Annotated in this window: 23 protein-coding genes; 12 read left to right on the plus strand and 11 right to left on the minus strand. The window is 69.2% G+C overall.

Features of this window, described 5'->3' with window-relative positions; all coding sequences use genetic code 11:
- Positions 1-1,074: 1,074 nt before the first annotated feature.
- Both gltX and ACFP1K_RS31440 read right to left on the minus strand, forming a co-directional pair.
- Positions 1,075-2,406 (minus strand): glutamate--tRNA ligase, encoded by a 1,332-nt coding sequence (gene gltX, locus ACFP1K_RS31435; RefSeq protein WP_380760227.1) that lies wholly within the window; start codon positions 2,404-2,406, stop codon positions 1,075-1,077.
- A gap of 46 nt (positions 2,407-2,452) precedes the next feature.
- Positions 2,453-3,229: a fumarylacetoacetate hydrolase family protein gene (locus ACFP1K_RS31440; RefSeq protein WP_380760143.1), complete on the minus strand. Its 777-nt coding sequence runs from the start codon at positions 3,227-3,229 to the stop codon at positions 2,453-2,455.
- 115 nt (positions 3,230-3,344) lie between these two features.
- Between ACFP1K_RS31440 and ACFP1K_RS31445 the strand changes: the two genes are divergently transcribed.
- Together ACFP1K_RS31445 and ACFP1K_RS31450 are read left to right on the plus strand one after the other, a co-directional pair.
- Positions 3,345-3,701: an antibiotic biosynthesis monooxygenase family protein gene (locus ACFP1K_RS31445; protein ID WP_380760145.1), complete on the plus strand. Its 357-nt coding sequence runs from the start codon at positions 3,345-3,347 to the stop codon at positions 3,699-3,701.
- Positions 3,702-4,204: 503 nt separating this feature from the next.
- Entirely contained in the window at positions 4,205-5,530 is a 1,326-nt protein-coding gene (locus tag ACFP1K_RS31450; protein ID WP_380760147.1) for a cellulose binding domain-containing protein, read from the plus strand.
- A gap of 107 nt (positions 5,531-5,637) precedes the next feature.
- On the opposite strand, the gene ACFP1K_RS31455 is transcribed toward ACFP1K_RS31450, so the two are convergent.
- Positions 5,638-6,594, minus strand: coding sequence for a helix-turn-helix transcriptional regulator (locus tag ACFP1K_RS31455; RefSeq protein ID WP_380760149.1), 957 nt, complete (start codon positions 6,592-6,594; stop codon positions 5,638-5,640).
- A 98-nt stretch (positions 6,595-6,692) separates the two neighbouring features.
- On the opposite strand from ACFP1K_RS31455, the gene ACFP1K_RS31460 reads away from it, so the two are divergent.
- Together ACFP1K_RS31460 and ACFP1K_RS31465 are read left to right on the plus strand one after the other, a co-directional pair.
- Positions 6,693-8,165, plus strand: a complete 1,473-nt coding sequence (locus ACFP1K_RS31460) for a DHA2 family efflux MFS transporter permease subunit (RefSeq protein WP_380760151.1) — start codon at positions 6,693-6,695, stop codon at positions 8,163-8,165.
- A 181-nt stretch (positions 8,166-8,346) separates the two neighbouring features.
- On the plus strand, positions 8,347-10,029 hold the full coding sequence (locus tag ACFP1K_RS31465; protein ID WP_380760153.1) for a heparinase II/III domain-containing protein: 1,683 nt from the start codon (positions 8,347-8,349) through the stop codon (positions 10,027-10,029).
- Between the two features lie 161 nt (positions 10,030-10,190).
- Here the strand turns inward: ACFP1K_RS31465 and ACFP1K_RS31470 are convergent, their stop codons facing one another.
- The gene (locus ACFP1K_RS31470) at positions 10,191-10,583 is read right to left on the minus strand and encodes an ATP-binding protein (protein ID WP_380760155.1); all 393 of its coding nucleotides are present in this window, start codon (positions 10,581-10,583) and stop codon (positions 10,191-10,193) included.
- A 178-nt stretch (positions 10,584-10,761) separates the two neighbouring features.
- On the opposite strand from ACFP1K_RS31470, the gene ACFP1K_RS31475 reads away from it, so the two are divergent.
- Together ACFP1K_RS31475 and ACFP1K_RS31480 are read left to right on the plus strand one after the other, a co-directional pair.
- Entirely contained in the window at positions 10,762-11,583 is an 822-nt protein-coding gene (locus ACFP1K_RS31475; protein ID WP_380760157.1) for a helix-turn-helix domain-containing protein, read from the plus strand.
- A complete protein-coding gene (locus ACFP1K_RS31480) occupies positions 11,576-11,779 on the plus strand; it encodes a DUF397 domain-containing protein (RefSeq protein ID WP_380760159.1) in 204 nt (67 codons plus the stop codon). Before ACFP1K_RS31475 ends, ACFP1K_RS31480 begins: the two co-directional genes overlap by 8 nt.
- A 60-nt stretch (positions 11,780-11,839) precedes the next feature.
- Here the strand turns inward: ACFP1K_RS31480 and ACFP1K_RS31485 are convergent, their stop codons facing one another.
- Complete coding sequence (locus tag ACFP1K_RS31485) at positions 11,840-12,295, minus strand: rhodanese-like domain-containing protein (protein WP_380760161.1); 456 nt, start codon at positions 12,293-12,295, stop codon at positions 11,840-11,842.
- 173 nt (positions 12,296-12,468) lie between these two features.
- On the opposite strand from ACFP1K_RS31485, the gene ACFP1K_RS31490 reads away from it, so the two are divergent.
- Positions 12,469-13,449, plus strand: coding sequence for a helix-turn-helix domain-containing protein (locus tag ACFP1K_RS31490; protein ID WP_380760163.1), 981 nt, complete (start codon positions 12,469-12,471; stop codon positions 13,447-13,449).
- A 42-nt stretch (positions 13,450-13,491) separates the two neighbouring features.
- On the opposite strand, the gene ACFP1K_RS31495 is transcribed toward ACFP1K_RS31490, so the two are convergent.
- On the minus strand, positions 13,492-13,887 hold the full coding sequence (locus tag ACFP1K_RS31495) for a DUF4282 domain-containing protein (protein ID WP_380760165.1): 396 nt from the start codon (positions 13,885-13,887) through the stop codon (positions 13,492-13,494).
- 340 nt (positions 13,888-14,227) lie between these two features.
- On the opposite strand from ACFP1K_RS31495, the gene ACFP1K_RS31500 reads away from it, so the two are divergent.
- The 3 genes from ACFP1K_RS31500 to ACFP1K_RS31510 are packed head-to-tail and all read left to right on the plus strand — an operon-like array spanning position 14,228 to position 15,500.
- Positions 14,228-14,575: an ArsR/SmtB family transcription factor gene (locus ACFP1K_RS31500; protein ID WP_380760167.1), complete on the plus strand. Its 348-nt coding sequence runs from the start codon at positions 14,228-14,230 to the stop codon at positions 14,573-14,575.
- On the plus strand, positions 14,572-15,069 hold the full coding sequence (locus ACFP1K_RS31505) for an SRPBCC family protein (RefSeq protein ID WP_380760168.1): 498 nt from the start codon (positions 14,572-14,574) through the stop codon (positions 15,067-15,069). Before ACFP1K_RS31500 ends, ACFP1K_RS31505 begins: the two co-directional genes overlap by 4 nt.
- On the plus strand, positions 15,066-15,500 hold the full coding sequence (locus ACFP1K_RS31510; protein ID WP_380760171.1) for a VOC family protein: 435 nt from the start codon (positions 15,066-15,068) through the stop codon (positions 15,498-15,500). Before ACFP1K_RS31505 ends, ACFP1K_RS31510 begins: the two co-directional genes overlap by 4 nt.
- A gap of 9 nt (positions 15,501-15,509) precedes the next feature.
- On the opposite strand, the gene ACFP1K_RS31515 is transcribed toward ACFP1K_RS31510, so the two are convergent.
- Positions 15,510-16,055, minus strand: a complete 546-nt coding sequence (locus ACFP1K_RS31515; RefSeq protein WP_380760173.1) for a YceI family protein — start codon at positions 16,053-16,055, stop codon at positions 15,510-15,512.
- Positions 16,056-16,142: 87 nt separating this feature from the next.
- On the opposite strand from ACFP1K_RS31515, the gene ACFP1K_RS31520 reads away from it, so the two are divergent.
- The gene (locus ACFP1K_RS31520; RefSeq protein ID WP_380760176.1) at positions 16,143-16,616 is read left to right on the plus strand and encodes a MarR family winged helix-turn-helix transcriptional regulator; all 474 of its coding nucleotides are present in this window, start codon (positions 16,143-16,145) and stop codon (positions 16,614-16,616) included.
- 2,001 nt (positions 16,617-18,617) lie between these two features.
- On the opposite strand, the gene cimA is transcribed toward ACFP1K_RS31520, so the two are convergent.
- The gene (cimA, locus tag ACFP1K_RS31525; RefSeq protein WP_380760178.1) at positions 18,618-20,192 is read right to left on the minus strand and encodes a citramalate synthase; all 1,575 of its coding nucleotides are present in this window, start codon (positions 20,190-20,192) and stop codon (positions 18,618-18,620) included.
- Between the two features lie 355 nt (positions 20,193-20,547).
- Here cimA and ACFP1K_RS31530 point away from each other — a divergent pair, with 355 nt between their 5' ends.
- A complete protein-coding gene (locus ACFP1K_RS31530; RefSeq protein ID WP_380760181.1) occupies positions 20,548-21,198 on the plus strand; it encodes an O-methyltransferase in 651 nt (216 codons plus the stop codon).
- Positions 21,199-21,254: 56 nt separating this feature from the next.
- On the opposite strand, the gene ACFP1K_RS31535 is transcribed toward ACFP1K_RS31530, so the two are convergent.
- Genes ACFP1K_RS31535 through ACFP1K_RS31545 form a run of 3 tightly spaced genes read right to left on the minus strand, consistent with a single transcriptional unit; the run spans position 21,255 to position 23,547 of the window.
- Positions 21,255-22,271 carry an ABC transporter permease gene (locus ACFP1K_RS31535; protein ID WP_380760183.1) on the minus strand — a complete coding sequence of 339 codons (1,017 nt, stop codon included), beginning with the start codon at positions 22,269-22,271 and terminating at the stop codon, positions 21,255-21,257.
- Positions 22,268-23,158, minus strand: coding sequence for an ABC transporter ATP-binding protein (locus tag ACFP1K_RS31540; RefSeq protein ID WP_380760185.1), 891 nt, complete (start codon positions 23,156-23,158; stop codon positions 22,268-22,270). The genes ACFP1K_RS31535 and ACFP1K_RS31540 overlap by 4 nt, the downstream gene beginning before the upstream one ends.
- Positions 23,155-23,547 carry a GntR family transcriptional regulator gene (locus ACFP1K_RS31545; RefSeq protein WP_380760187.1) on the minus strand — a complete coding sequence of 131 codons (393 nt, stop codon included), beginning with the start codon at positions 23,545-23,547 and terminating at the stop codon, positions 23,155-23,157. The genes ACFP1K_RS31540 and ACFP1K_RS31545 overlap by 4 nt, the downstream gene beginning before the upstream one ends.
- Positions 23,548-23,618 lie beyond the last annotated feature (71 nt).

Consider the following 23,618-nt stretch of genomic DNA (forward strand, 5'->3'; position numbering starts at 1 on the left):
ACGCCAACACCTCTGCCACCACACTCGCCGAACTCACCCCGCGCCCACAACCAGACGATTCGATCACTTGATTTACACCACCCCACGGGACGTCACCAGGGCGGATGTCTTTCGGGGACAACCCCGTGCGGGCAACGGAAGAAGGGTTATGTCAACCGCCGTACGGCGGCGCCGACCTCGCCGTACCGCGTCCACCCGCCTCGGCGCTGGAGAGCACTCGTCGCGGGGTGGGGCGTGTGCGTGGGCGGAGGGCGCGGGGTTTGGGGAGCGGTACGCGTCCCGCTGCCTCGGCGCCGGAGAGTGCTCGTCGCGGGGTGTGGCGTGTGTGCGGGCGGAGGGGGCGCGGGGGTGGGTGGGCGGTGGTGGCCAAGCTGGTGAACGACAAGGGGTGGGCCAAGATCACCCCAACCCGGATAGGGGTTCCCAGTCAATTCACCACAGGACAACGACAGGCCCCGACCAACCACTACGTGAAACCGGCCAGCCAGAAGACAAAGACACCGGGCTGATCGCCGTAGGGCGGCGCCGGGTTCGCCGTACCACGTCCCCGCCGACTCGGCGCCGGAGAGAGCTCGTCACAGGGTGCGGCATGTGTGCGAGCGGAGGGCGCGGGGTTTGGGGAGCGGTACGCGTCCCGCCGCCTCGGCGCCGGAGAGTGCTCGTCACGGGGTACCGCGTGTGCGGTCGGAGGGGGCGCCGGGGTTGGGTGGGCGGTGGTGGCCAAGCTGGTGAACGACAAGGGGTGGGCCAAGATCACCCCAACCCGGATAGGGGTTCCCAGTCAATTCACCACAGGACAACGACAGGCCCCGACCAACCACTACGTGGAACCGGCCAGCCGGAAGACACGGACACCGGGTCAATCGCCGTAGGGCGGCGCCGGGTTCGCCGTACCACATCCCGCCGTCTCGGCGCCGGTAAGACGAACCCCACGAAGCGACGGGGCTTCGCCGGCGCCGCCGTGCGGCGGTGCGGCGGTGCCGGAATCGCCATAGCACGTCCCGCCACAAGGGGCTGGTTCGAACGCCCCCTCTCAAAGACGGAGCGGGCGCCGTCAGGGCCAGCCCTGGAGGATCAGGGCTGGAGGCGGGTTAGGGCGGTGCGGAGGCGGTCTATGGAGCGTTCGCGGCCTAGGGCCTCTATGGATTCGAACAAGGGGAGGCCTACGGTGCGGCCGGTTATGGCTACGCGGATGGGGGCCTGGGCTTTGCCTAGTTTCAGGCCGTGGTCTACGCCTACCTCCTCCAGGGCCGTCTTCAGGGACTCGGGGTCGAAGGAGACGGTTTCCAGGCGGGACAGGTAGCCGGACAGGATGTCGGTGGCGCCGGGCTTCATGGCCTTGTCCCAGCTGGGCTGGTCGAAGACGGGCTCGGGGAGGAACAGGAAGTCGACCTGGGCGGTGATCTCGGAGAGGACGGCGATGCGGGTCTGCGCCAGGGGGGCGAGGCGGGCGAAGAGCGACAGGTCCCAGGTGGGGTCGAGCCAGGGTTCGCAGCGGGCGATGAACGTCTCCAGGGGCAGGGCGCGGATGTACTCGCCGTTGAAGGCCCGCAGTTTCTTCTCGTCGAAGAACGCCGGGGAGGGGTTCACGTCGGGGAGCGCGAACAGCGGCACCATCTCGGACCAGGGCATGATCTCGCGGTCGTCCCCGGGGCCCCAGCCGAGCAGCATCAGGTAGTTGACCATCGCCTCGGGGAGGTATCCCTCGTCCCGGTACGACTCCAGCGCCACCTTGTCCCGCCGCTTGGACAGCTTCTGCCGCTTCTCGTTGACGATGACCGGCACATGCGCCCACACCGGCGGCGTCACGCCGAGCGCCCCCCACAGCAACTGCTGCTTGGGCGTGTTGGACAGATGCTCCTCGGCGCGCACCACGTGCGTGATCCGCATCTCGACATCGTCCACCACGTTGGCCAGCACGAACAACGGCGATCCGTCCCCACGGACGATCACGAAGTCCTCGATCGCCTGGTTGGGGAACTCCACCCGGCCCCGCACCAGGTCGTCCACCACGGTCACGCCTTCGTCGGGCGTGCGGAACCGGACGGCCCCCTCGGCCAGCCCCCGGCCCCGGCAGAACCCGTCGTACCCCTGGAAGTCCGACCCGGTCCGCGCCTTGACGTCGTCCCGCGTGCAGGTGCAGTGGTACGCCCGCCCGTCCGCGACCAGCTTGGCGGCGGCGGCGCGGTGCTGCTCCTCGTAGGCCGACTGGAAGTACGGCCCCTCGAAGTGTGGCGAGTCGCCGTGGATGCCGATCCACGCGAGGGCCGAGATGATGCCCTCGGTCCACTCGGGACGGTTGCGCGCCGCGTCGGTGTCCTCGATGCGCAGCACGAATCGGCCGCCGGAGCGCAGCGCGAGGGCCCAGTTGAACAGCGCCGAACGGGCACCGCCCACGTGGAAAATGCCGGTCGGGGAGGGTGCGAAGCGCACCCGCAGCGCGCCGTCGAGATCAGTCACGGGGAACCACCCGGTTGGTGAGAGTGCCGATGCCTTCGATGCCCACGCTCACTTCGTCGCCGTCCGCGAGCGGCCCGACCCCCTCCGGCGTGCCGGTGAGGATCACGTCCCCGGGGAGCAGCGTCATGACGTCGGTGATGTACGCGATCAGCTTCGGGATGTCGTGGATGAGCTGGGACGTGCGCCCGCTCTGGCGCAGCTCGCCGTTCACGGTGGTGGTGATCGCGAGGTCCGAGGGGTCGAGCTCGGTCTGGATCCACGGGCCGAGGGGGCAGAAGGTGTCGAAGCCCTTGGCCCGGGTGTACTGCACGTCCCTGCGCTGCAGGTCGCGCGCGGTGACGTCGTTGGCGCAGGTGTACCCGAAGATCACCTCGCTGGCGCGCTCGGCCGGGACCTCCTTGCACAGCCGGCCGATCACCACGGCCAGCTCGCCCTCGAAGTCGACCCGCTCGGACAGCTTGTGCGGGTACGCGATGGCGTCGGCCGGCCCGACCACCGACGTGGACGGCTTGCTGAAGATCATCGGCTCGGCGGGCGGCTCCCCGCCCATCTCCCGCGCGTGGGCCTCGTAGTTCTTGCCCACTGCGATGATCTTGTTCGGCAGGATCGGCGCGAGCAGCCGCAGTTCCTGGATCGGGTAACGCTCCCCCGAGAACCGCACCTCACCGATCGGATGCCCGTCGATCTTGGACACGAACTCTGCCCCCGGCGCGCCCTCGACCACCCCGAACGCCGCACCGTCACCTGTGGAGAACCTCGCGATACGCACATCCCAAGGCTAGTGCCGCCCGCGAACGCCGGGGACACACACCCGCATGCCGTCCGGGCGGGGCGGCGGTGGTGGATCATAGGGTGTCCGCAGTGCCCTACTGAGGAGGTCCCAGGTGCCATCGGTCGTCAAGATCAACGTCCTGACCGTCCCGGACGAGATGCGCACGGAACTGGAGCGTCGCTTCGCCAACCGCGCCGGCATGGTGGAGTCCTCCGACGGCTTCGAGTGGTTCGAGCTCCTCCGCCCCCTGGACGGCACCGACCGCTACCTGGTCTACACCCGCTGGCGCAGCGAAGAGGACTTCCAGAACTGGCAGCAGAGCCAGGCCTTCCAGTCCGGCCACGCCCAGGCCTCCGCCCAGGCCTCCGCCGAGGGCGCCCCCCGAGGCCACGGCCACGGCCAGGCCGCCACCGGCTCCGAACTGTGGTCCTTCGAGGTGGTCGAGAGCACCGGCCACAAGCAGGCCTGACGACGCGGTGCCCGCATTCCGCACCTCTTCGAGGCGGAAGCAGACCCGGAAATGGCCGAGCCCGGCTGAAATTATCGGAATTCCGCTAAAAATTCAGGGCGAGGCGCAATAGCACGTGACGGCGGCGTCCCACGATCATAATTGGGGGGCCGCCACCCCTCCACGCGGCACGCGACCGACCAGTTCACGACGAAAGTTTCATCGCTGTGCGCCGGGACCGGACACCTACCCTCCCTGGCCAGCACACGCGGAGGGCACGCCCTGCGGGCCCCGGACCCGGGACCATTTATCAAGCTGCTTGACATTCCCAATCGGGTCGTATTTGCTCCCCTTGCACCACACCCCCATGCAGCGCGCAAGTGGCATACCGATAAGCCCTGGTGAATGTTAGCGCTCACACATCAATTCCGGTTTCCAGCCCGGGCATTCGATGCCGCTGATGGAGAGGACGCAGAACATGTCTTTATCACCGGCTCGATCCGTACGGCCAAAGGGAATCACAAATGTTGAAGCATAGGTCCGTTTTCACGGCCGTGGCGCTCGCGGCGGCCGTCGTCCTGGTGACAGGCCACGCGGCGATGAGCAGCGGCAGCACAGGAGCCTCGGCGTCCTCCGCGATGCTCGCGGGAACCGCGGGATGCGGAAAGAGCCCCACGCTGACCAGCGGAACGCGGAACATCACCACCAGCGGCAAGAACCGCACCTACATCCTGCGGATTCCCGCCAACTACAATAACAACAACCCTTACCGCCTGATCTTCGGCCTCCACTGGCTGGGCGGCACGATGAACGACGTCGACTCGGGTGGGAGCAGCGGCGCCTCCTGGGCCTACTACGGGCAGCGGCAGCTGTCCAACAACACCGCGATCTTCGTCTCGCCGCAGGGCTTCAACAACGGCTGGGCCAACTCCGGCGGCGAGGACGTCACCTTCATCGACGACATCATGCGGCAGGTCGAGGCCGACCTCTGCGTCGACCCCTCGCTGCGTTTCTCCATGGGATTCAGCTACGGCGGCGGCATGAGCTTCTCCCTGGCGTGCAGCCGCGCCACCGTCTTCCGCGCCGTCGCCGTCTTCTCCGGCGCGCAGCTCAGCGGATGCAGCGGCGGCACCCAGCCCATCGCCTACATGGGACTGCACGGCATCACCGACAGCGTCCTCAACATCTCCCAAGGACGCACACTGCGCGACAGGTTCGTGCGTAACAACGGCTGCACCGCGCAGAACCCGCCCGAGCCGGGCTCCGGCAGCCGAGCCCACATCGTCACCGCCTACTCCGGATGCCGCGCCGGCTACCCCGTCGTCTGGGCCGCGTTCGACAACGGCCACACGCCCGGCCCTGTCGACGGCACCTACACCGAGAACGGCGCCCAGACCTGGACCAAGGGCGAGGTGTGGAAGTTCATCTCCCAGTTCGGGAGCACCACGACCCCCAGCCCCACGGTCACCCCCACGGTCACCCCGACCGTGACCCCGACTGTCACACCGACCGTGACCCCGACGGTCACCCCGACCGTCACGCCGACGACGGGGCCCGGTGGATGCGCGGCCACGATGACGACGACGAACTCCTGGCCCGGCGGCTTCCAGTCCACCGTCACCGTCACCGCGGGCACCAGAGCCATCACCGGCTGGACGGTCAACTGGACCTGGCCCGGCGGGCAGTCCGTCAGCAGTCTGTGGAACGGCGTCCGCTCCGGCTCCGGTGCCAACGTGACCGTCCGCAACGAGACCTACAACGGCTCGGTCGCGGCGAACGGCAGCACCACATTCGGCTTCACCGCCAGCGGAAGCGCGGCCACACCGACCGTCTCCTGCAGCGCTTCCTGACCCGGTGACGGCGCGGCGACGCGTCGGCGTCGCCACAGCGGCATCCTCGCCACCAGCGGGGGTGCCGCTGTCGCGTCTCGGCGACCGCCCGCACCGGAGAACGCCGGTCAGGCGGTGGATCGGGCGAATCTGGTGGACCATTCGCGGAGGTGTTCGACCAGTTCCGGCGGGGAGAGGACCTCGAACTCGGCGCCGATGGTGCCGAGGAGCATGGCGGGCCAGTGGAGGTTCTCGACGTTCATCGTCATGCGGCAGCGGGTGTCGTCGATCTCCTCGACGGTGGCCCAGTTGGCGGTCGAGCGGCGGGCCGTGGCGGCGGACGTGTGGACGATCACCTCCACGGCGTGGACGGGGGCGGTCAGGGCGCCGATGCCCCGGCGGACGAACTCGGCGGCGTCCTCGGCCGGTAGCTCGCGGGGGCGGTAGCGCTCGCGGGTGGCGGACGGGTCGGTGAGGCGGTCCAGGCGGAAGCTGCGCCAGTCGTGGCGGGTGAGGTCGTAGGCGACCAGGTACCAGCGGCGGCCGATGGGGACCAGGCGGTGGGGTTCGACGTAGCGGTCGGTGCGTTCGCCGTCGCGGGCCTCGTAGGCGAAGCGGAGGCGTTCCTCGTCGCGGCACGTCTGGGCGACGGTGGTGAGGATGGTGGCGTCGACGGTGGGGCCGCCGCTCCACATGGTGGTGACGGTGGCGGTGCGCAGGGCCTCGACCTGGCGGCGCAGGCGCGGGGGCATGACCTGCACGACCTTGGTGAGGGCCCGGACGGACGCCTCGCCGATGCCCGCGACGGCGCCCTGCGCGGCGACCCGCAGGCCGATGGCGAGCGCGACCGCCTCCTCGTCGTCCACCAACAGCGGGGGGAGCACGGCGCCGGCGCCGAGCTGGTAGCCGCCTTCGACGCCGCGGTTGGCCTTGACGGGGTAGCCGAGTTCGCGGAGCCGGTCCACGTCGCGGCGCAGGGTGCGCGCGGACACGCCCAGCCGGTCGGCAAGCTCGGCGCCCGGCCAGTACCGGTAGGTCTGGAGCAGGGAGAGCAGGCGCAGGGTGCGTGAGCTGGTGTTCGCCATGTATCCCATGATGGCGTGAATTGCGGCCGGAAAGTGACCGCTATCCCTCATAGTGTGGTCTCAACGTCCTCACCGGCGAGAGATACCTGGAGAACTTCATGACAGCGAGCCTCGAAGCCCCCGTAGCGGCCGTGACCGGCCGGCCACCGTTGTACCGGTGGCGCTGGCTGGCCTTCACGGCCGTCATGGCCTCGAGCGTGATGGACCTGTTGGACTCGACGGTCATCAACGTCGCGGCGCCCGCCATCCGCGCCGACCTCGGCGGCTCGTACGCCACCCTGCAGTGGATGGCCGCCGGGTACACCATGGCGCTCGCGGTGGTGCTGCTGATCGGCGGGCGGCTCGGGGACATCTTCGGCCGCAAGCGGATGCTCATGATCGGCGCGGGCGGCTTCACCGTCGCCTCCCTGATCTGCGCCTTCGCGGTGTCCCCCGAGATGCTGCTCGCCGCGCGGGTGTTGCAGGGCGTGTTCGGCGCGGTGATGCTGCCGCAGGGCTTCGGCTTGATCCGCGACATGTTCCCCGCCGAGGAGATGAAGAAGGCGTGGACCGCCTTCGGCCCGATCATGGGCCTGTCCGCGGTGCTCGGCCCGGTGATCGGCGGCGTGCTGATCGACGCCGACCTGTTCGGCACCGGCTGGCGCATGATCTTCCTGGTCAACGTCCCGATCGGCGCGTACGTCCTGATCGTCGCGGGCCGCTTCCTGCCGTCCGTGCCGCCCGCCGCCCGCTCGGCGCGCATCGACAAGGTCAGCGTGCTGCTGGCCGCCGCGGGCACCGCGATGCTGATCTTCCCGCTGGTGCAGGGCCGCGAGCTCGGCTGGCCGGCCTGGATCCTCGCCCTGCTCGTGGGCTCGGTGCCGGTGATCGCGCTGTTCGGCTGGTACCAGCTGCGGCGCAAGCGGGCCGGCGCGACGCCGCTGCTCGAGCCGAGCGTCTTCGCCAAGCGGTCCTACCTGTCCGGCGCGTTCTTCGCCGTCGCGTTCACCGGCGCCATGGGCGGCACCATGCTCACCCTCGGCATCTTCATGCAGATCGGCCTCGGCTACTCCCCGCTGCGCGCCAGCCTGACCATGGCCCCGTGGGCGCTCGGCGCGATGATCGGGTCGGGGGTCAGCGGCGCCCTGATGGCGAGGCTCGGCCGCAGGCTGCTGCACGCCGGGCTGGCCGGGATGGCGATCGGGCTCGTACTGCTGGTCGCGGTGCTGCGGGTCGCCGGGGCGGACGGCCTCGGCAGCGGCCACTTCATCGTCCCGCTGCTGATCGGCGGGACAGGCATGGGCATGATCTTCGTGCCGCTGTACGACATCGTGATGGGCGACGTGGAGGACCACGAGGTCGGCTCGGCCACCAGCGCCATCCAGGCCATCCAGCAGCTCGGCATGTCGCTCGGCGTCGCGGTGATCGGCACGATCTTCTTCCAAGTGCTCGGCGACGCCCCCGGCCCCGCCCACGTCCGCGCCGCGCTGAGCGCCGCCGAGACGACGTCCCTGGTGACGATCGGCGTGATCGCGGTGGCCTTCCTGCTCGGCTTCAAGCTGCCGAGGAAGGCACGCGAGCACTCCATGTGAAGTCCACGGGTCCGCCCCGTCCCGCCCCCGCCTGCGGGGCGGGGCGTACCCGTGCCTGCTAATGCCCTGGACAACTGGTTGTTAACGATGTGTTCCACGGGACCCGAGCGACTTGACCGGTTCCCTGGGAATCGGACAGCATGATCCGGCTTTCCCCGCCTTGTCCAGGAAGGAACTGGCTGTGCCCCGCCGGACCCTTGCGTTCCTCGTCGGTCTCGTCCTCGCGGGCGGCGCCATCACCCAGGCCGTACCGGCCTCCGCCGGACCGGTGGCGGTGAAACAGAGCGCGGAGTGCCAGGGCGACTGGCTGCCCGCCACGCCGACCTCCGAGCAGGTGATGTCGGGCGAGGTGCAGTTCCTCGACCTGCCGCCGGTCAAGATCGGCCAGAAGATCGACTGGAACCGCAGCCCGTACGGCAACCGGTCCTGGGACATGGTGTTCTCCTCGCTGCGCTGGGTCGGCCGCCTGGTGGCCGACTACGAGACCTCCGGCAAGGAGAGCTACCTCGACCGCGCCACCGAGCTGGTCAAGAGCTGGGTGCAGAGCAACCCCAAGGGCGGCGCGCGGACCAGCCGCTACGCCTGGGACGAGCACCCCATCGCGCTGCGGGCCCCCGTGCTGGTGTGCCTGAGCAGGCACGTCAAGGCGTCCTGGCTCACCGGCAGCCTGGTGGACCACGCCCGCATCCTGGCCGACCCCGCCAAGTACGAGAAGGGCCACAACCACGGCCTGGACCAGGACATCGCGCTGCTGCGCATCGGCTGCCGCACCGGGCACAAGGAGTGGGCCGGCCTCGCCGTGCGCCGGATGACCGGCACGGTGAAGCTGGACGTGGACACCCAGGGGGCGTTGCAGGAGCAGGCGCCCCGGTACGGCATCTACGTGTACGAACGGCTCAAGGTCGCCATGGAGGCCATCGAGGACTGCGGCCGCAAGGTGCCGTCCGAGATCGCCAAGCGGTGGGAGAGCCTGGAGAACTACATCACCCACGCCACCCAGCCGAACGGCTTCATGGTGCCCATCGGCGACGGCGCGGCCGACGTCAAGCCGTCCGGTTTCAAGCACCCCAAGCAGACGGTGAGGGTGTTCAACGCGGGTTACGTGTTCGGCCGCGGCAAGTGGGACGAGCCCGGGTCGTCGTTCTACTCCATCCGCTTCGGCCCCGGCCTGAAGTTCCACGGCCACGAGGACCACCTCGGCGTCACGTACTACGCGCAGGGCCGCGACATCCTCGTGGAGGCCGGTTTCCACTCCTACGAGCGCACCGGCTACCGCTACTGGACCATGTCCCCCGAGGCCCACAACGTCCCCGTCGTCGTCGGCAAGCCGTTCCGCGGCCGTACGGCGACCTCGCTGGTCCGCTCGTCCATCAAGGCGGACCGCCAGTCGTACAAGCTCACCGACAAGGCCTACGGCGTCCCCCGCTACCGCTCCGTCCTCGTCGACCACGACGACGCCCTGATGGCCGTCCTGGACACCGTCCCCGGCGCGAAGGCCCGCAGCTACTGGCACCTGGACCCGGCCCTCACCCCCGTCACGGCGAAGTCCGGCCGGGTGGTCGTCAAGGACAAGTCCGGCTGGAAGGCCACCGTCCTGCAGGTCGCCATGCCCGGCTGCAAGCCCGTCACCGGCCAGTCCTTGATCAAGGCCCGCACCAACCCCTACCAGGGCTGGATCTCCCCGTCCTACATGCGCAAGGTCCCCGCCTCGGTCATCGTCTCCCCCGCCGCCACATCCCTGCTCACCCTGACCGTCCCCGGCACCGACACCGCCGACGTCACCTGCACCTCGTCCCGCGTCACGGTCAAGGCCGGCGACACCAGCACAAGCTTCCGCTACTCGGCCTCAGGAACCCTTTCGTAGGGACCGCTCACCGGCCGCGGCGCGGTGTCCCACCCGGAGACCGGCAGCAACACCGGCCATCACCGGAACCGCCGCCAGGACCACAGCCGCCAGAACCGACATATTCGGCCGACGCTCGCTATGCAGCACCATCCGTGCACAATCGTGGCCGCACGGATCGCCTATTCCCGGTAAGCCAGTGCGAACCAGACGGTCCGGCCGGCGATGTCCTCCTTGACGCCCCAGCAGGTGGAGATGATGTCGACCAGCAGCAGGCCACGGCCGCCTTCCGCCAGCGGGTCCGCGCAGGGACGCGGTACGGCGTCGCCGCCGGAGTCCCTGACCTCTACGTGGACGTGATCCCGGCGGTCGGCGATGGTGAGCGTCACCTTTCCGCCGTCGCGGGAGCCGGAGTGGACGACGGCATTGGTGACGAGTTCGGAAACCAGCAATGTCACGTCGTCCAGCGCGGGGTGGGAGTCGCCGATCGTGGTCTTCACATATTCACGTGCCAGGGATACGGACTCCGGGGAACCGAACAACTCGATGACGCCAATCGTCCCGCCAGCCATCATTCACGAAACACCTAACCGCTCGTAGCCGGACCCTTTGAATATTCGAAACTTCGCCCTACCACATTGACAACGAGCGACTACGATGAGTAGTGAATCCAGCTCACCATCCCATCACACCAGGGGTGTGACAACTGGTGAGCCCACGAAAATCCCCCCATTTTTCACGGGTAGGTATTTTATGGCGCAAGGACCCGAGATCGACCCCCACGAGTCCCCGCTCGCCCTCTTCGTCTTCGAACTGCGACGCCACCGCACCTCGGCCAACCTGACCCAGAAGCAACTGGCGGAACGCATCGACTACTCCGAGTCCATGGTCGCGATGATCGAATCTTTGAAGCGCATCCCCTCAAAACGCTTCGCCGAACTGTGCGACCAGGCCCTCGCCCTGGACGGCGCCATGACCCGCCTCCACGCCGCCACCACATGGCACAAGGCCCCGGAACACTTCCGCCCGTGGCTGGAGGAGGAACAGGACGCGACGACGCTGCGCGGCTGGGAACCGATGCTGATCCCCGGCCTACTGCAAACCGAGGCATATGCCCGCCTGGTCCTGTCGGCAGAGCCGGGTGTAACGGCAGAGGCGGTAGAGGAGCGTGTTGCAGGCCGCCTGCAACGACAATCCATTCTGTGCCGCGACGAACCACCACTTCTCGCCATACTCATGGATGAGTCCGTACTTCATCGCCCTATGGGGGATATGGATATCCGGCGGGAGCAGCTAACGTACCTGCTTGAGGTCGCCCGGCACCCGCAGGTGACGATCCAAATCGTGCCCTGTGTGGCTCAGACACACTGCGGCCTGCTCGGCGGGTTCATCATCGCCGAGCGGAATGGGTCATCCTATGCGGCATACGTGGAAGGTCAGCCCAATGGTCGTGTCATCGATGATCGGGCGGTGATCACGAAACTAATTCGCCTTTACGATGCGCTCCGCTCCGAGGCCGCTCCGGCCCGGCAATCACTCAAACTCATACACGAGGCGGTGGATCAGCATGAATAACCTCCAAAACGCTCAATGGCACAAAAGCACGCACAGCGGCTCCGACGGCGGCAACTGCGTCGAAGTTTCCACCAGCGTGCCCGGAGTCGTCCTCGTCCGGGACAGCAAGAACGTGGCCGGTCCGGCACTGCTGCTGCCCGGCGCCGAGTGGTCGGCGTTCGTCGGCGGCATCAAGGCCGGGCTGATCGACGTCTGACGTGCGAAGACCTGCCGTGGCGGTGTCGTACCGTCACGGCAGGCTGGTAGGAGAGGGGCTTCAGCAGCCGCAGAGGGGGCCGGAGCGTACGGCGGTCAGGTCGTCGGTCGGGCGCTGGACGCGGTCGCCGCCGATCTGTACGGGGAAGCCCTCGCGCACCCAGTACTCGAAGCCGCCGAGCATCTCCTTGACCTCGTAGCCGAGTTCGGCGAAGCGCAGGGCGGCTCGGGTGGCGCCGTTGCAGCCGGGGCCCCAGCAGTACGTGACCACGGCGGCGCCGGTGGGGATCAGTTCGGCGGCTCGCGTCGCGATCTCGGCTGTGGGGAGGTGGACGGCGCCGGGCAGGTGGCCCTGGCGCCATGCCTCGCCGCTGCGGGAGTCGACCACTACGACGCCGGGGGCGCCGGCCTCCAGGTCGGCGTGGACGTCGCTGACATCGGTCTCGAAGCGCAGCCGGGCGGCGAAGTGGGCGGCGGCCTCGGCGGCAGCGGGCGGGGTGGACAGCACAGTGGACATGCCGCCAATCCTGTTCATACGGGACGATCGCCACCAGTGGCGTGAATGACGCCTTCCGCTAATATCCCGCCATGTCGCCGCCGCTCCCCACACCCAAGTCCCCACCGCTCCTGACACCCCTGCCATCGCAGCCACCAGCGTCGTTGCCGGCGCCGGGTCGGCGCGGGCCGACAGTGTCCGTCCTCGCCTACGAAGGTATGTCCGTCTTCGAGACCGGCATCGTCACCGAGGTCTTCGGGTTGCCGCGACCTGAGTTCGACGTTCCCTGGTACGAACTCACGGTGTGCGCGGAGGGCCCCGGGACGGTCCGTGTCGTGGGCGGGGCGGTCCTGCGCACCCCGCACGGGCTGGAGGAGTTCGCGGTGGCGGACACGGTGATCTTGCCCGGCGTGCCCGACGTCACAGCCGCTCCCTCACCCGAGCTCGTGGCGGCGCTGCGCCTGGCGCACCGGCGCGGGGCCCGCATCATGTCGATCTGTTCCGGCGCGTTCGCCCTGGCGGGAGCGGGGCTCCTCGACGGCCGCCGGGCCACCACCCACTGGCGCTACGCCGACTCGCTACGCCGCCGGTACCCCGCCGTCCAGGTCGACCCGAACGTGCTCTACATCGCCGACGACGACATCCTCACCAGCGCCGGCAGCGCCGCCGGACTGGACCTGTGCCTGCACATCGTCCGGCGGGACTTCGGCGCCGCCATCGCCAACGCCGTCGCCCGGCGCCTGGTGATCCACCCGCACCGCGACGGCGGCCAGGCCCAGTTCATTGAAGCCCCCATGCCCGCCGTCCTCGCCGACGACCGGGTGGCGCAGAGCATGGCCTGGGCCCTGGAGCACCTGGCCGATCCGCTCCCCGTCGACACGCTGGCCCGGCACGCCCACATGTCACCCCGGACCTACCTGCGACACTTCGCCCGCTCCACCGGCACCACCCCGATCCGCTGGCTGATCAACCAGCGTGTCCAAGCCAGCCTCGCGCTCCTGGAGACGACCGACACCCCCATCGAGGAGATCGCCAAAACCGTCGGGTTCGACACGGCGGTGACCTATCGCCACCACTTCGGCCAGACGATGCGAATCTCGCCATCGGCCTACCGCCGCGCCTTCCACACCCGCGAGCCCGGGAGCCATGCCTCGGCAGGAGGTCGACGTCCATGAAGGACGGCGGCGATCTCGTAGGCGACCGGAGGAAGGGACCTCTCAGAACCCGCCGCGGTTGCGGATCGCTCCCAGATCTTCCTTGATCTTGAATATGACGATCAGGAGTTCCATCCACACGCGGGTGAGGAGCACGCCGAAGAACAAGCCGAGCGGCACCAGGAAGAGAGCGAGGAGGCCGGCCGTCGCACTCGTGTTGAAGGCGGAGATCAAAGTAATCAATGCCCAGAGTGTCTGAAATGCCAGGATGGCCACGAAGATGACCTTGATAAGGCTCGTCGTCACAAAGTGATTGAAGCTGAGGTCGAAAACGCGGGCGAAGAACCCCATCTGGGCGAGCCTGGGTGGGTACATCTGCTGGTGATGGCCAGGATGCGAGGGTTGTCCGTATTGCCCCTGGGGTTGGTGCGGATCCTGATTCTGGTGGGGATCAGTCATGTTCCGTCCTCGATCAGAAGGCACTCGCCCCTTCCTGGAGGCGAGCGGGGGCGTTCCATCTATGTCCGGCCGACCGGGCATGAATGTAGAGCTAATGGTAGGGATCGATATGGATACCGACAGACTGTTTCCGTATCGGTTTGGTTACTCTAGGAAATGACGGCTATATATCTATTGATATGCCCCATTAGTCCCATGTTGCATTTATGCGTTTTGTTGAGGCGCCCAGCCGGGGTCGCCGGGCAGCCCTCGACCGGCGGACCCAGGAGAGCGAGCCTTGACAGGGGACCGGCGCGGCCTGTACAAAACCACCTAGTTATTAAACCAAGGGGTAATGCACATGGCTGCCGATGTTCTCGACGCGACCTTCGCGGCGCTCGCCGATCCCACACGGCGGGCGATCCTGGCCAGGCTGGCGCAGGGGGAGGCCACCGTCGGGGAGCTGGCGGCGCCGTTCGCCATGAGCCAGCCCGGGGTGTCGAAGCACCTGCGGGTCCTGGAGCGCGCGGGGCTGATCTCGCGAGGGCGGGACGCGCAGCGCAGGCCGTGCCGGCTGGAGGTCGGGCCGATGAGGGACGCCATGGACTGGCTGGAGAACTACCGCGGTTACTGGGAGGAGAGCTACCAGCGGCTGGACGGGCTGCTCTCCGAGCTCCAGGACGGCGCCGCCGGACGGGAGACGCCGTGATCCCGGCCGAGGGGCTGGTGGTGACTCCCCTGTCCGATACGGAGCTGGTGCTCAGCAGGGGATTCGCGGCGCCCCGGCGGCTGGTGTTCGACGCGTTGACGCGGCCGGAGCTGCTGCGGCGGTGGCACGGGGCGCGGGGATGGAATCTCGTGGTCTGCGAGGTCGACCTGCGGCCGGGTGGGACGTGGCGGTTCGTGTCGCGCGGGCCAGGCGGGGCCGAGATGGGGCAGAGCGGGATATTTCATGAGATCGACGCACCTGGGCGGCTGGTGCAGACCGAGGTGCACGACGGCTGGGACGAGGGCGCGGCCCTGGTCACCACCGTGCTGGACGAGAACGACGGGCGCACCGTGCTGACGACCACCGTGCGCTATCCCACGCGAGAGGCCCGCGACAGCGTGCTCCGCACTCCGATGGAACGCGGCGTGGGCGAGGCGTACGACAGTCTCGCCGCCCTGCTGAGTGATACGACCGTGAAAGGCGAGCCCCTATGACCGATACGCAGCCCACCGAGACCGATGAAGCGGTCGTCAACCCGCCCGTCCTCCCCGGCATGTTCCTGCTCGAACTGATCCCCGTCCCGGTCGCCGACATCGACCGCGCCAAGGCCTTCTACAGCGCGCTCGGCTTCCGCCTGGACGTCGACGTGACCCCGGCGGACGGCGTCCGTGTCGTCCAGTTCACGCCGCCGGGCTCGGCCTGCTCCATCTGCCTCACCCAGGGCATCCCCTTCGCCGAAATGCCCCCCGGCACCCTACGCGGCCTCCACCTGGTGGTGGCCGACATCGAGGAGGCCCGCGCCACCCTCATCGCCCGCGGCGCCGAAGTGGACCCTGTCCAAGACCTCGGCGGCGTCTACTACGCCTACTTCGCCGACCCGGACGGCAACACCTGGACCCTCCAGCACATGCCCTGGCGCGTCTAGAAAATCCGATCACGTCGCCCTGACGGCGGACAGGTCGAGTTCGATCGTGATCTTGTCGGAGATCATCACGCCACCGGTCTCCAGGATCGCGTTGTAGGTGATGCCGAAGTCCCTGCGGTCGATCACGGTCCCGCCCTCGAAGCCGACCCGGGTCACACCCTGGGCGTCGGCCGCGGTCCCGGTGTAGGTCATCACGATGGTGACCTGCCGGGTCACGCCGCGGATGGTCAGGTCTCCGGTGACCTCGTAGTCGTCGCCACCGGCGTGCTTGACGCCGGCGGAGTCGAAGGTGATGGAGGGGTGGCCGGCGGCGTCCAGGAGGTCGCCGGTGCGCAGGTGGGCGTCGCGGTACTGGTTGCCGGTGTGGATCCCCGCGACGTCGAGGACCACGTGGGCCCGGGAGGCGGCGGGATCGCCGGCGTCAAGGACGACGACGGCCTCCTTGACGGGGATGCTGCCGTGGATCTTGGTGATCATCGCGTGGCGGGCCACGAAGCCGAACCGGCTGTGTGCGGGGTCCAGGGTGTAGGTACCGGTGAGGTCGCTGGGGTTCATGCCTGCTCCATTATTTCAGTGCTGAAATATTGAGCAGGACAGTACATCGACATATTTCAGCACGCAACCATTGAGTACGATGGCAGCGTGACGCGATGGCTCGACGACGACGAACAGCGCACCTGGCGCGCATTCGGGCTGGCCGCCCGGCTGCTGACCGACCGGCTGGAGCGTGATCTACTGGCGGCGGCCGACATGCCGCCGACCTACTACGAGTTGCTCGTCCTGCTGTCCGAGACCCCCGAGCGCACCATGCGCATGAGCGAACTGGCGCACTGGACCAATTCCAAGCCCAGCCGCATCTCCCACGCGGTCAACAAACTCGAACTGAAGGGGTGGGTCCGCAGGGAACACTGCGCGGACGACCGTCGCGGCTGGCACGCCACCCTGACCGACGACGGCCTGACGGCCCTCCGCGCCGCGGCCCCCCGGCACGTGGACAGCGTGCGCGAACACCTGATCGACCTGCTCACCCCGCAGCAACTCCGGCAACTCGGCGACATCAGCCAGATCCTCCTCGACCACCTGATCGGGTCACGTCCTCCTGAACCACCGCACTGACCGTCCCCCGGGGACGAGGCACCTCCCAGACCACGTCGGCCCGGTGCCTGTGTCTTCTGGCTGGCCGGTTCCACGTAGGTGGTTGGTCGGGGCCCGCCATTGTCCTGTGGTGAATGGACTGGGAATCCCTACCCGGGTTGGGGTGATCTTGGCCCACCCCTTGTCGTTCACCAGCTCGGCCACCACCGCCCACCCAACCCCGCGCCCCCTCCGCCCGCACACACGCCACACCCCGTGACGAGCACTCTCCGCCGCCGAGGCAGCGGGACGCGTACCGCTCACCAACCCCGCGCCCTCCGCCCACGCACACGCCGCACCCCGTGACGAGCACTCTCCGGCGCCGAGGCGGCGGGACGCGGTACGGCGAACCCGGCGCCGCCCTACGGCGATCGACCCGGTGTCCGTGTCTTCCGGCTGGCCGGTTCCACGCAGGTGGTTGGTCGGGGCCCGCCGTCGTCCTGTCGCGAATGGACTGGGAACCCCTACCCGGATTGGGATGAACTTGGCCCACCCCTTGTCGTTCACCAGCTCGGCCACCACCGCCCACCCAACCCCGCGCCCCCTCCGCCCGCACACACGCCACACCCCGCGACGAGCACTCTCCGGCGCCGAGGCAGCGGGACGCGTACCGCTCACCAACCCCGCGCCCTCCGCCCACGCACACGCCGCACCCCGTGACGAGCGCTCTCCGGCGCCGAGTCGGCGGGACGCGGTACGGCGAACCCGGCGCCGCCCTACGGCGATCAGCCCGGTGTCTGTCTTCTGGCTGACCAGTTCCACGTAGGTGGTTGGTCGGGGCCTGCCGTTGTCCTGTCGCGAATGAACTGGGAACCCCTACCCGGGTTGGGGTGATCTTGGCCCACCCCTTGTCGTTCACCAGGTTGGCCACCACCGCCCACCCAACCACCGCCCCCCTCCGCCCGCGCACACGCCGCACCCCGCGACGAGTGCTCTCCAGCGCCGAGGCGGGTGGACGCGGTACGGCGAGGTCGGCGCCGCCGCACGGCGGTTGACATAACCCCTCTTCCGTTACCCGCACGGGGTTGTCCTCCCCGAACGGACATCCGCCCCCAGCGGTCGCCTTGGTCGGCGCTGGAGCGAGGAGACACGGTACGGCGAGGGCGGCGCCGTCGTACGGCGGGATGCCCATCTCGCCGCTAGGTGACGTCCCGCCAGGTGGTGTGATTTCCGAGGCCGTGATCATGAACGCGCCGCCCTAGGCGCCAGGTGGCGGGCCATCGACACCCTTCACGAAGATCCCCAGGAGTTACACCACTTCGGGGGACGTCACCCGCCGCTACGCGTCGTGGTGGAGCACAGTGAGCCTGGCAGGCCCCGGGGGTGCGGGGGTGTCCCCCGCAAGAGAACAGCCCTTGCGGCTCCCGCGCGGAGCACGGCCTCCGCAAGGACCAATTCACCGGCGCCGCACACACGCGGGTTGTCCGTCGTGCGGCGGCGCCGGATTCGCCGTACCACGTCCCACCATCGCGGCGCCGGTTGGGACGAGCACTCAAGCGCGCGGTGAGCACGATGAGCCCGGCAGGCCCCCGGGGGTGCGGGGGCGTCCCCCGCAAGAGAACAGCCCTTGCGGCTCCCGCGCGGAGCACGGCCTCCGCAAGGACCAATTCACCGGCGCCGCACACACGCGGGTTGTCCGCCGTGCGGCGGCGCCGGATTCGCCGTACCACGTCCCACCATCGCGGCGCCGGTTGGGACGAGCACTCAAGCGCGCGGTGAGCACGATGAGCCCGGCAGGCCCCCGGGGGTGCGGGGGCGTCCCCCGCAAGAGAACAGCCCTTGCGGCTCCCGCGCGGAGCGCGGCCTCCGCAAGGACCATTTCACCGGCGCCGCACACACGCGGGTTGTCCGCCGTACGGCGGCGCCGGATTCGCCGCACCACGACCCGCCGTACCGGCGCCGGTAGAGACAACCCGCGGTGGGCGACGAGAGGCGGGGGCGTGCGGCGGGGAAGCCGGGCCGCAGGCCGGTCTCGCAGGATGGTCAGGGCTGGTGGCCGGCGCGGAGGAGGCCGTAGGTTACGGCCTGTTCTAGGGCCTGCCAGGAGGCTTCGATTATGTTTTCGTCTACGCCTACGGTGGCCCATTCGCCGGTGGAGTCGCTTGAGGTGATGAGGACGCGGGTTATGGCGTCGGTGCCGTGGGTGCCTTCGAGGATGCGGACCTTGAAGTCGATCAACTCTACGGCGGCCAGTTCGGGGTAGAGCTGTTCCAGGGCTACGCGGACGGCGCGGTCGAGGGCGTTGACGGGGCCGTTGCCTTCGCCGGTGGCGACGATGCGTTCGCCCTTGGCTAGGAGTTTGACGGTGGCTTCGCTCACCACGTCGCCGGTGGGGCGGCGTTCGACGATCACGCGCCAGGATTCCACGGAGAAGTGGCGGCGGCGTTCGCCGTTCACGGTGTCGCGGAGGAGGAGTTCGAAGGAGGCGTCGGCGGCTTCGAAGGTATGGCCGGCGGACTCCAGTTCCTTGACGCGGTCGACCAGTTCGCGGGACTGGGCGGGGGTGAGGGCGTAGCCGAGTTCCTTGCCCTTCAGCTCGACCGAGGCGCGGCCGGCCATGTCGGAGACGAGCATGCGCATGTCGTTGCCGACCTCGGCGGGGTCGATGTGCTGGTAGAGGTTGGGGTCGACCTTGATGGCGCTGGCGTGCAGGCCGGCCTTGTGGGCGAAGGCCGAGACGCCGACGTAGGGCTGGTGGGAGTTGGGGGTGACGTTGGTGACCTCGCTGATCGCGTGCGCGATGCCGGTCATGTCGGCGAGCGACTGCGGGGGCACCAGGTCGTAGCCCCGCTTGAGCTGCAGGTTGGCGACTACGGTGAACAGGTTGGCGTTGCCGGAGCGCTCGCCGTAGCCGTTGGCGCAGCCCTGGACGTGAGTGGCGCCGGCCCGGACGGCGGCCAGGGAGTTGGCGACGGCGCAGCCGGTGTCGTCGTGGCAGTGGATGCCGACGCGGGTCCCGAGGGCGACCGCCTCGTGCACCACCTCGGCGAGTTCCTCGGGCAGCATGCCGCCGTTGGTGTCGCACAGCGCGACGACGTCGGCCCCGGCCTCGGCGGCGACGCGCAGCACCTCCAGCGCGTACGCGGGGTTGGACTTGTAACCGTCGAAGAAGTGCTCGGCGTCCAGGAAGACACGCTGTCCCTCCGTACGAAGGTGGGAGACCGTGTCGCGGATCATCGCGAGGTTCTCCTCCAGGGTCGTACGGAGGGCCAGCTCCACGTGCCGGTCGTGACTCTTGGCGACAAGCGTCACGATCGGCGCGCCCGATTCGCGCAGTGCGGCGACCAGGGGGTCGTCGGCCGCTCGCACACCGGCTCGGCGGGTCGCGCCGAACGCGGCTAGTTGCGCGTGCTTCAGGTCGAGCTCGGTCTGAGCCCGCCGGAAGAATTCGGTGTCCTTGGGGTTGGCGCCCGGCCAGCCGCCCTCGATGAAGCCGACTCCCAGCCGATCCAGCTGGCGTGCGACGGCGAGCTTGTCAGCGACGGTAAGGGAGAGCCCTTCTTGTTGCGCACCGTCGCGAAGCGTCGTGTCGTACACGTGAAAGCGGTCGTCGGCCATGGTTCGTCTCCTTCGGGGTGCTGTGGTGAGCGCCGCGCGGTCGTGGCCGGGAACCTGTGGCCCAAACAAAAAGACCCCTCACGGACGTGAGAGGTCTGCGCGCCGGCACTGTCCCTTGATCAGCCGGCGCGCCTGCCGATAATGAGCAGACCGTTATTCATGGTGCCCATCAGTCTGCCACACACCACCACCATGTGACGCATCAATCTCACCATCTGAGATGGAATCTTGTGCGGGCGAGACATCCGCAAGCCTCTGACCAGCGGATACGTGGCACCACACCACGACAAGGCCGCCGGTCGCATGGCCGTACCCGTATCGCTCACCCCCGCGCGGGTGGACCAGAATGGCGGGCATGAAGGCTTTCTCGTTCATCACACCCGCTGTGGCCGAGTACGTGGCGAGCCATACGACCGCGCCGGACGACGTGCTCAAGGAGCTCGCCGAGGAGACCCTCGCGGCCACGAGCAAGGACGCGGTCATGCAGATATCCTCCGAGCAGGGCACCTTCCTCACCATGCTCACCCGCCTCACCGGCGCGGTGAACGCGGTGGAGGTGGGCACCTTCACCGGGTACTCCTCGATATGCATCGCCCGGGGGCTGGCCGAGGGCGGCCACCTGACCTGCTTCGACGTCAGCGACGAGTGGACGTCCATCGCCCGGAGGTACTGGGAGAAGGCGGGCGTGGCCGACCGCATCGAGCTGCGCCTCGGGCCCGCCGCCGACAACCTCGCCGCTTTCCCGGTGCGTCCCGAGATCGACCTCGCGTTCATCGACGCCGACAAGCCGGGCTACCCCGTCTACTACGAGGCGATCATGACGCGCCTGAAGCGGGGCGGCGTGATCCTCGCCGACAACACCCTCCGCGGCGGAACCGTCGCCGACTACACCGACGGCGACGCCGCCCCGATGCGTGACTTCAACACCCATGTCCTCAGCGACTCCCGGGTGACCAGCACCATCCTGCCCATCGCGGACGGCCTCACCTTCATCCGCAAGAACTGACGACGGCCGCGCCGCCGGATCCGCGCGAGGATCCGGCGGCGAAGGCCGGCGTGGCGTCAGGGCAGGTGCCGGATCCGCCGGAGGGAGAACCACGCGAGGCCGAGCGCGAGCGCGAGGTAGATCCCGGTCTCGAGTCCCTGGAGGGGCCAGTAGCGGCTGGAAGGGTGGTAGGTCGTCTGCTGCCGGTAGCCGAGGCGCTTGATCTCGGCGAGGCACGGCTGGACGTCGCCGCCCCGGCGGGTGCAGGGGCCCGAGCTCATGGACAGGGGGATGGTGGCGACCGGGCGGCCGGACGCGTCGACGGTGGTGCTGGACAGGACCCAGGCGCCCGGCTCGGGAGGCTGGGTGGTCACCCGGATGGGAGGGCCGTCGCGCGAGCCGCCCAGGCTTTCCAGGTTGCCGCGGGTGATCTCGACGGTCGCGCGGACGGGTGGCAGCAGGTGCGGCCGGGCCAGCAGGGGCATGGCGAGCTGGACGGCGGTGAAGATCGCGAGGGTGACGGCCATGGCGGCCACGGTGCGGCGGAGCACCATCCCGGCGGCCACGCCGAGGACGAGGGCGAAGGCCGCGTACCCGATGGGGACGATGCCCCGCGCGGGGAACATCAGGGGCGCCATCCGGGAGAAGTCGCCGCCGGCGGTCTCGTCGAAGGGGGCGGCCCACCAGGTGGCCGCGAGGCCGCCCACGGCCGCGGCGGCCATGGCGGCCGGCACGGTGACGGCGAGTTTGACCGTCAGCCAGCGGGTGCGGGTGATGCTCTGCCCCCAGACCAGCCGGTGGGTTCCCGCCTCCAGCTCGCGGCTGACGAGCGGCGCCCCCCAGAACAGGCCGATGAGGACGGGCAGCAGCACGACGGCGGCGCCGACCATCAGGTAGGGGCCCTCGTAGTCGTCGAGGAGCCGCTTCGCGAAGCCCGGGCACGCGCCCGGGTCGGCGGCGCAGGCGGCGAGCCAGGAGGAGTGGTCACTGGCCAGCTCCGGCCCGGTGAGGCCCAGCAGCACGACGAGCACGACAAGGGCGCCCGCCACGGTCGCGGCCGAGGCGCGGAACTGGCGCCAGGTCAGCCAGATCATCGCAGCACCTCCAGGACGGGCCGGCGGTCCTCGGGGGCGGGTTTTCGCATGTAGGCCAGGATTAGGTCCTCCAGGCTGATCTGCCCGACGGTCCAGGCGGGGTCGTGGATCGGGTCCCGCGTGCGCACGATGAGGGTGCTCTGCCGGTCGGTGTGGCTGGCCGAGACTACGTGCTGGCCAGCGGGCAGCGTGGCGGGGTCGCGGCGCGGGCCGGTGAGCCGGTGGTGGGTGGCCAGCAGTCCCTCGACCTCGCCCTCCACCTGGACGCGGGAGTCGGCGAGCACGATCACGTAGTCGCAGGTCCGTTCCAGGTCGGAGACCAGGTGGGAGGAGAGCAGCACGCTGAGCTCGTGCTCGGCGGTGGCCTCCATGAGGTCCTGCATGAACTCGCGGCGGGCCAGGGGGTCGAGCGCGGCGACCGGTTCGTCCAGGATCAGCAGTTCGGGCCGTTTGGCGACGCCCAGGGTGAGGGCGAGCTGGGCGCGCTGCCCGCCCGACAGCTTCGCCGCGCGGCGGGCGGGGTCGAGGCCGAGCCGTTCGACGCGGCCCCGGGCCAGCGCGTCGTCCCAGCCGGGGTTGAGCCGGGCGCCAAACCGTAAGTGCTCGGCGACGCTCAGGCCGGCGTAGGTGGGGGTGTCCTGGGCGACGAAGCCGACCCTGGCGAGTTGCGCGGGGCCGGCGTCGGGGCTGCCGCCGAGCACGGTGATGTCGCCCGTGGTGGGGGTCAGCTGGCCGACGGCCAGGTGCAGCAGTGTGGTCTTGCCGGCTCCGTTGGGGCCGACGAGGCCCACGACGTGCCCGGCCGGGATGTCCAGGGTGCAGTCCGACAACGCCGGGTGCCGCCCGTACCTCTTGCCGAGCCCCTGGGTCCGCAGGAGGGAGGTCATGCTATGTCCCGCTGAGCGGCGGACCGAAAGGTCGTCATGAACAGGGCCTCGATGCTCTCTTCGTCGAGGCCGGCCTTCCTGGCCTTGGCCAGCCAGAGCCGGAGCTCCTGGCGCAGGGGCCCGTGCGCGGCCAGCGAGGCGTCGGTGAGCGTCGCCGTGACGAATGTCCCCACGCCGGGCCGCGCGGCGGCCAGGCCCTCGTGCTCAAGCTCGCGGTAGGCCTTGAGCACCGTGTTGGGGTTGATCGCCAGCCGGGCCACCACCTCCTTGACGGTCGGAAGCCGGTCCCCTTCGCGCAGCAGCCCCAGCCGGAGCGCCTGCCGCACCTGACGGACGATCTGCAGGTAGGGCGAGAGGCCCGACTGCTCGTCCAGGTGAAACTCGATCACGCTAGAGACTCCATTCATCTATGTAACTAGCACAATAGATGTATGGAACCCCCGGAAGTCAAATGGCCCGC

This window comes from Sphaerisporangium aureirubrum (assembly GCF_042658925.1).
In the GTDB taxonomy this organism is placed as follows: Bacteria; Actinomycetota; Actinomycetes; order Streptosporangiales; family Streptosporangiaceae; genus Sphaerisporangium; species Sphaerisporangium aureirubrum.

Bases quoted from the DNA above. Each gene is read 5' to 3' on its own strand.
- ACFP1K_RS31500 (WP_380760167.1), top strand. From the start codon at position 14,228: ATGGCTGCCGATGTTCTCGACGCGACCTTCGCGGCGCTCGCCGATCCC.
- ACFP1K_RS31535 (WP_380760183.1), bottom strand. From the start codon at position 22,271: ATGATCTGGCTGACCTGGCGCCAGTTCCGCGCCTCGGCCGCGACCGTG.
- ACFP1K_RS31470 (WP_380760155.1), bottom strand. From the start codon at position 10,583: ATGATGGCTGGCGGGACGATTGGCGTCATCGAGTTGTTCGGTTCCCCG.
- ACFP1K_RS31480 (WP_380760159.1), top strand. From the start codon at position 11,576: ATGAATAACCTCCAAAACGCTCAATGGCACAAAAGCACGCACAGCGGC.
- ACFP1K_RS31455 (WP_380760149.1), bottom strand. From the start codon at position 6,594: ATGGCGAACACCAGCTCACGCACCCTGCGCCTGCTCTCCCTGCTCCAG.
- ACFP1K_RS31485 (WP_380760161.1), bottom strand. From the start codon at position 12,295: ATGTCCACTGTGCTGTCCACCCCGCCCGCTGCCGCCGAGGCCGCCGCC.
- ACFP1K_RS31495 (WP_380760165.1), bottom strand. From the start codon at position 13,887: ATGACTGATCCCCACCAGAATCAGGATCCGCACCAACCCCAGGGGCAA.
- ACFP1K_RS31515 (WP_380760173.1), bottom strand. From the start codon at position 16,055: ATGAACCCCAGCGACCTCACCGGTACCTACACCCTGGACCCCGCACAC.
- ACFP1K_RS31475 (WP_380760157.1), top strand. From the start codon at position 10,762: ATGGCGCAAGGACCCGAGATCGACCCCCACGAGTCCCCGCTCGCCCTC.
- ACFP1K_RS31530 (WP_380760181.1), top strand. From the start codon at position 20,548: ATGAAGGCTTTCTCGTTCATCACACCCGCTGTGGCCGAGTACGTGGCG.
- cimA (WP_380760178.1), bottom strand. From the start codon at position 20,192: ATGGCCGACGACCGCTTTCACGTGTACGACACGACGCTTCGCGACGGT.
- ACFP1K_RS31450 (WP_380760147.1), top strand. From the start codon at position 4,205: ATGTTGAAGCATAGGTCCGTTTTCACGGCCGTGGCGCTCGCGGCGGCC.
- ACFP1K_RS31540 (WP_380760185.1), bottom strand. From the start codon at position 23,158: ATGACCTCCCTCCTGCGGACCCAGGGGCTCGGCAAGAGGTACGGGCGG.
- ACFP1K_RS31460 (WP_380760151.1), top strand. From the start codon at position 6,693: ATGACAGCGAGCCTCGAAGCCCCCGTAGCGGCCGTGACCGGCCGGCCA.
- ACFP1K_RS31510 (WP_380760171.1), top strand. From the start codon at position 15,066: ATGACCGATACGCAGCCCACCGAGACCGATGAAGCGGTCGTCAACCCG.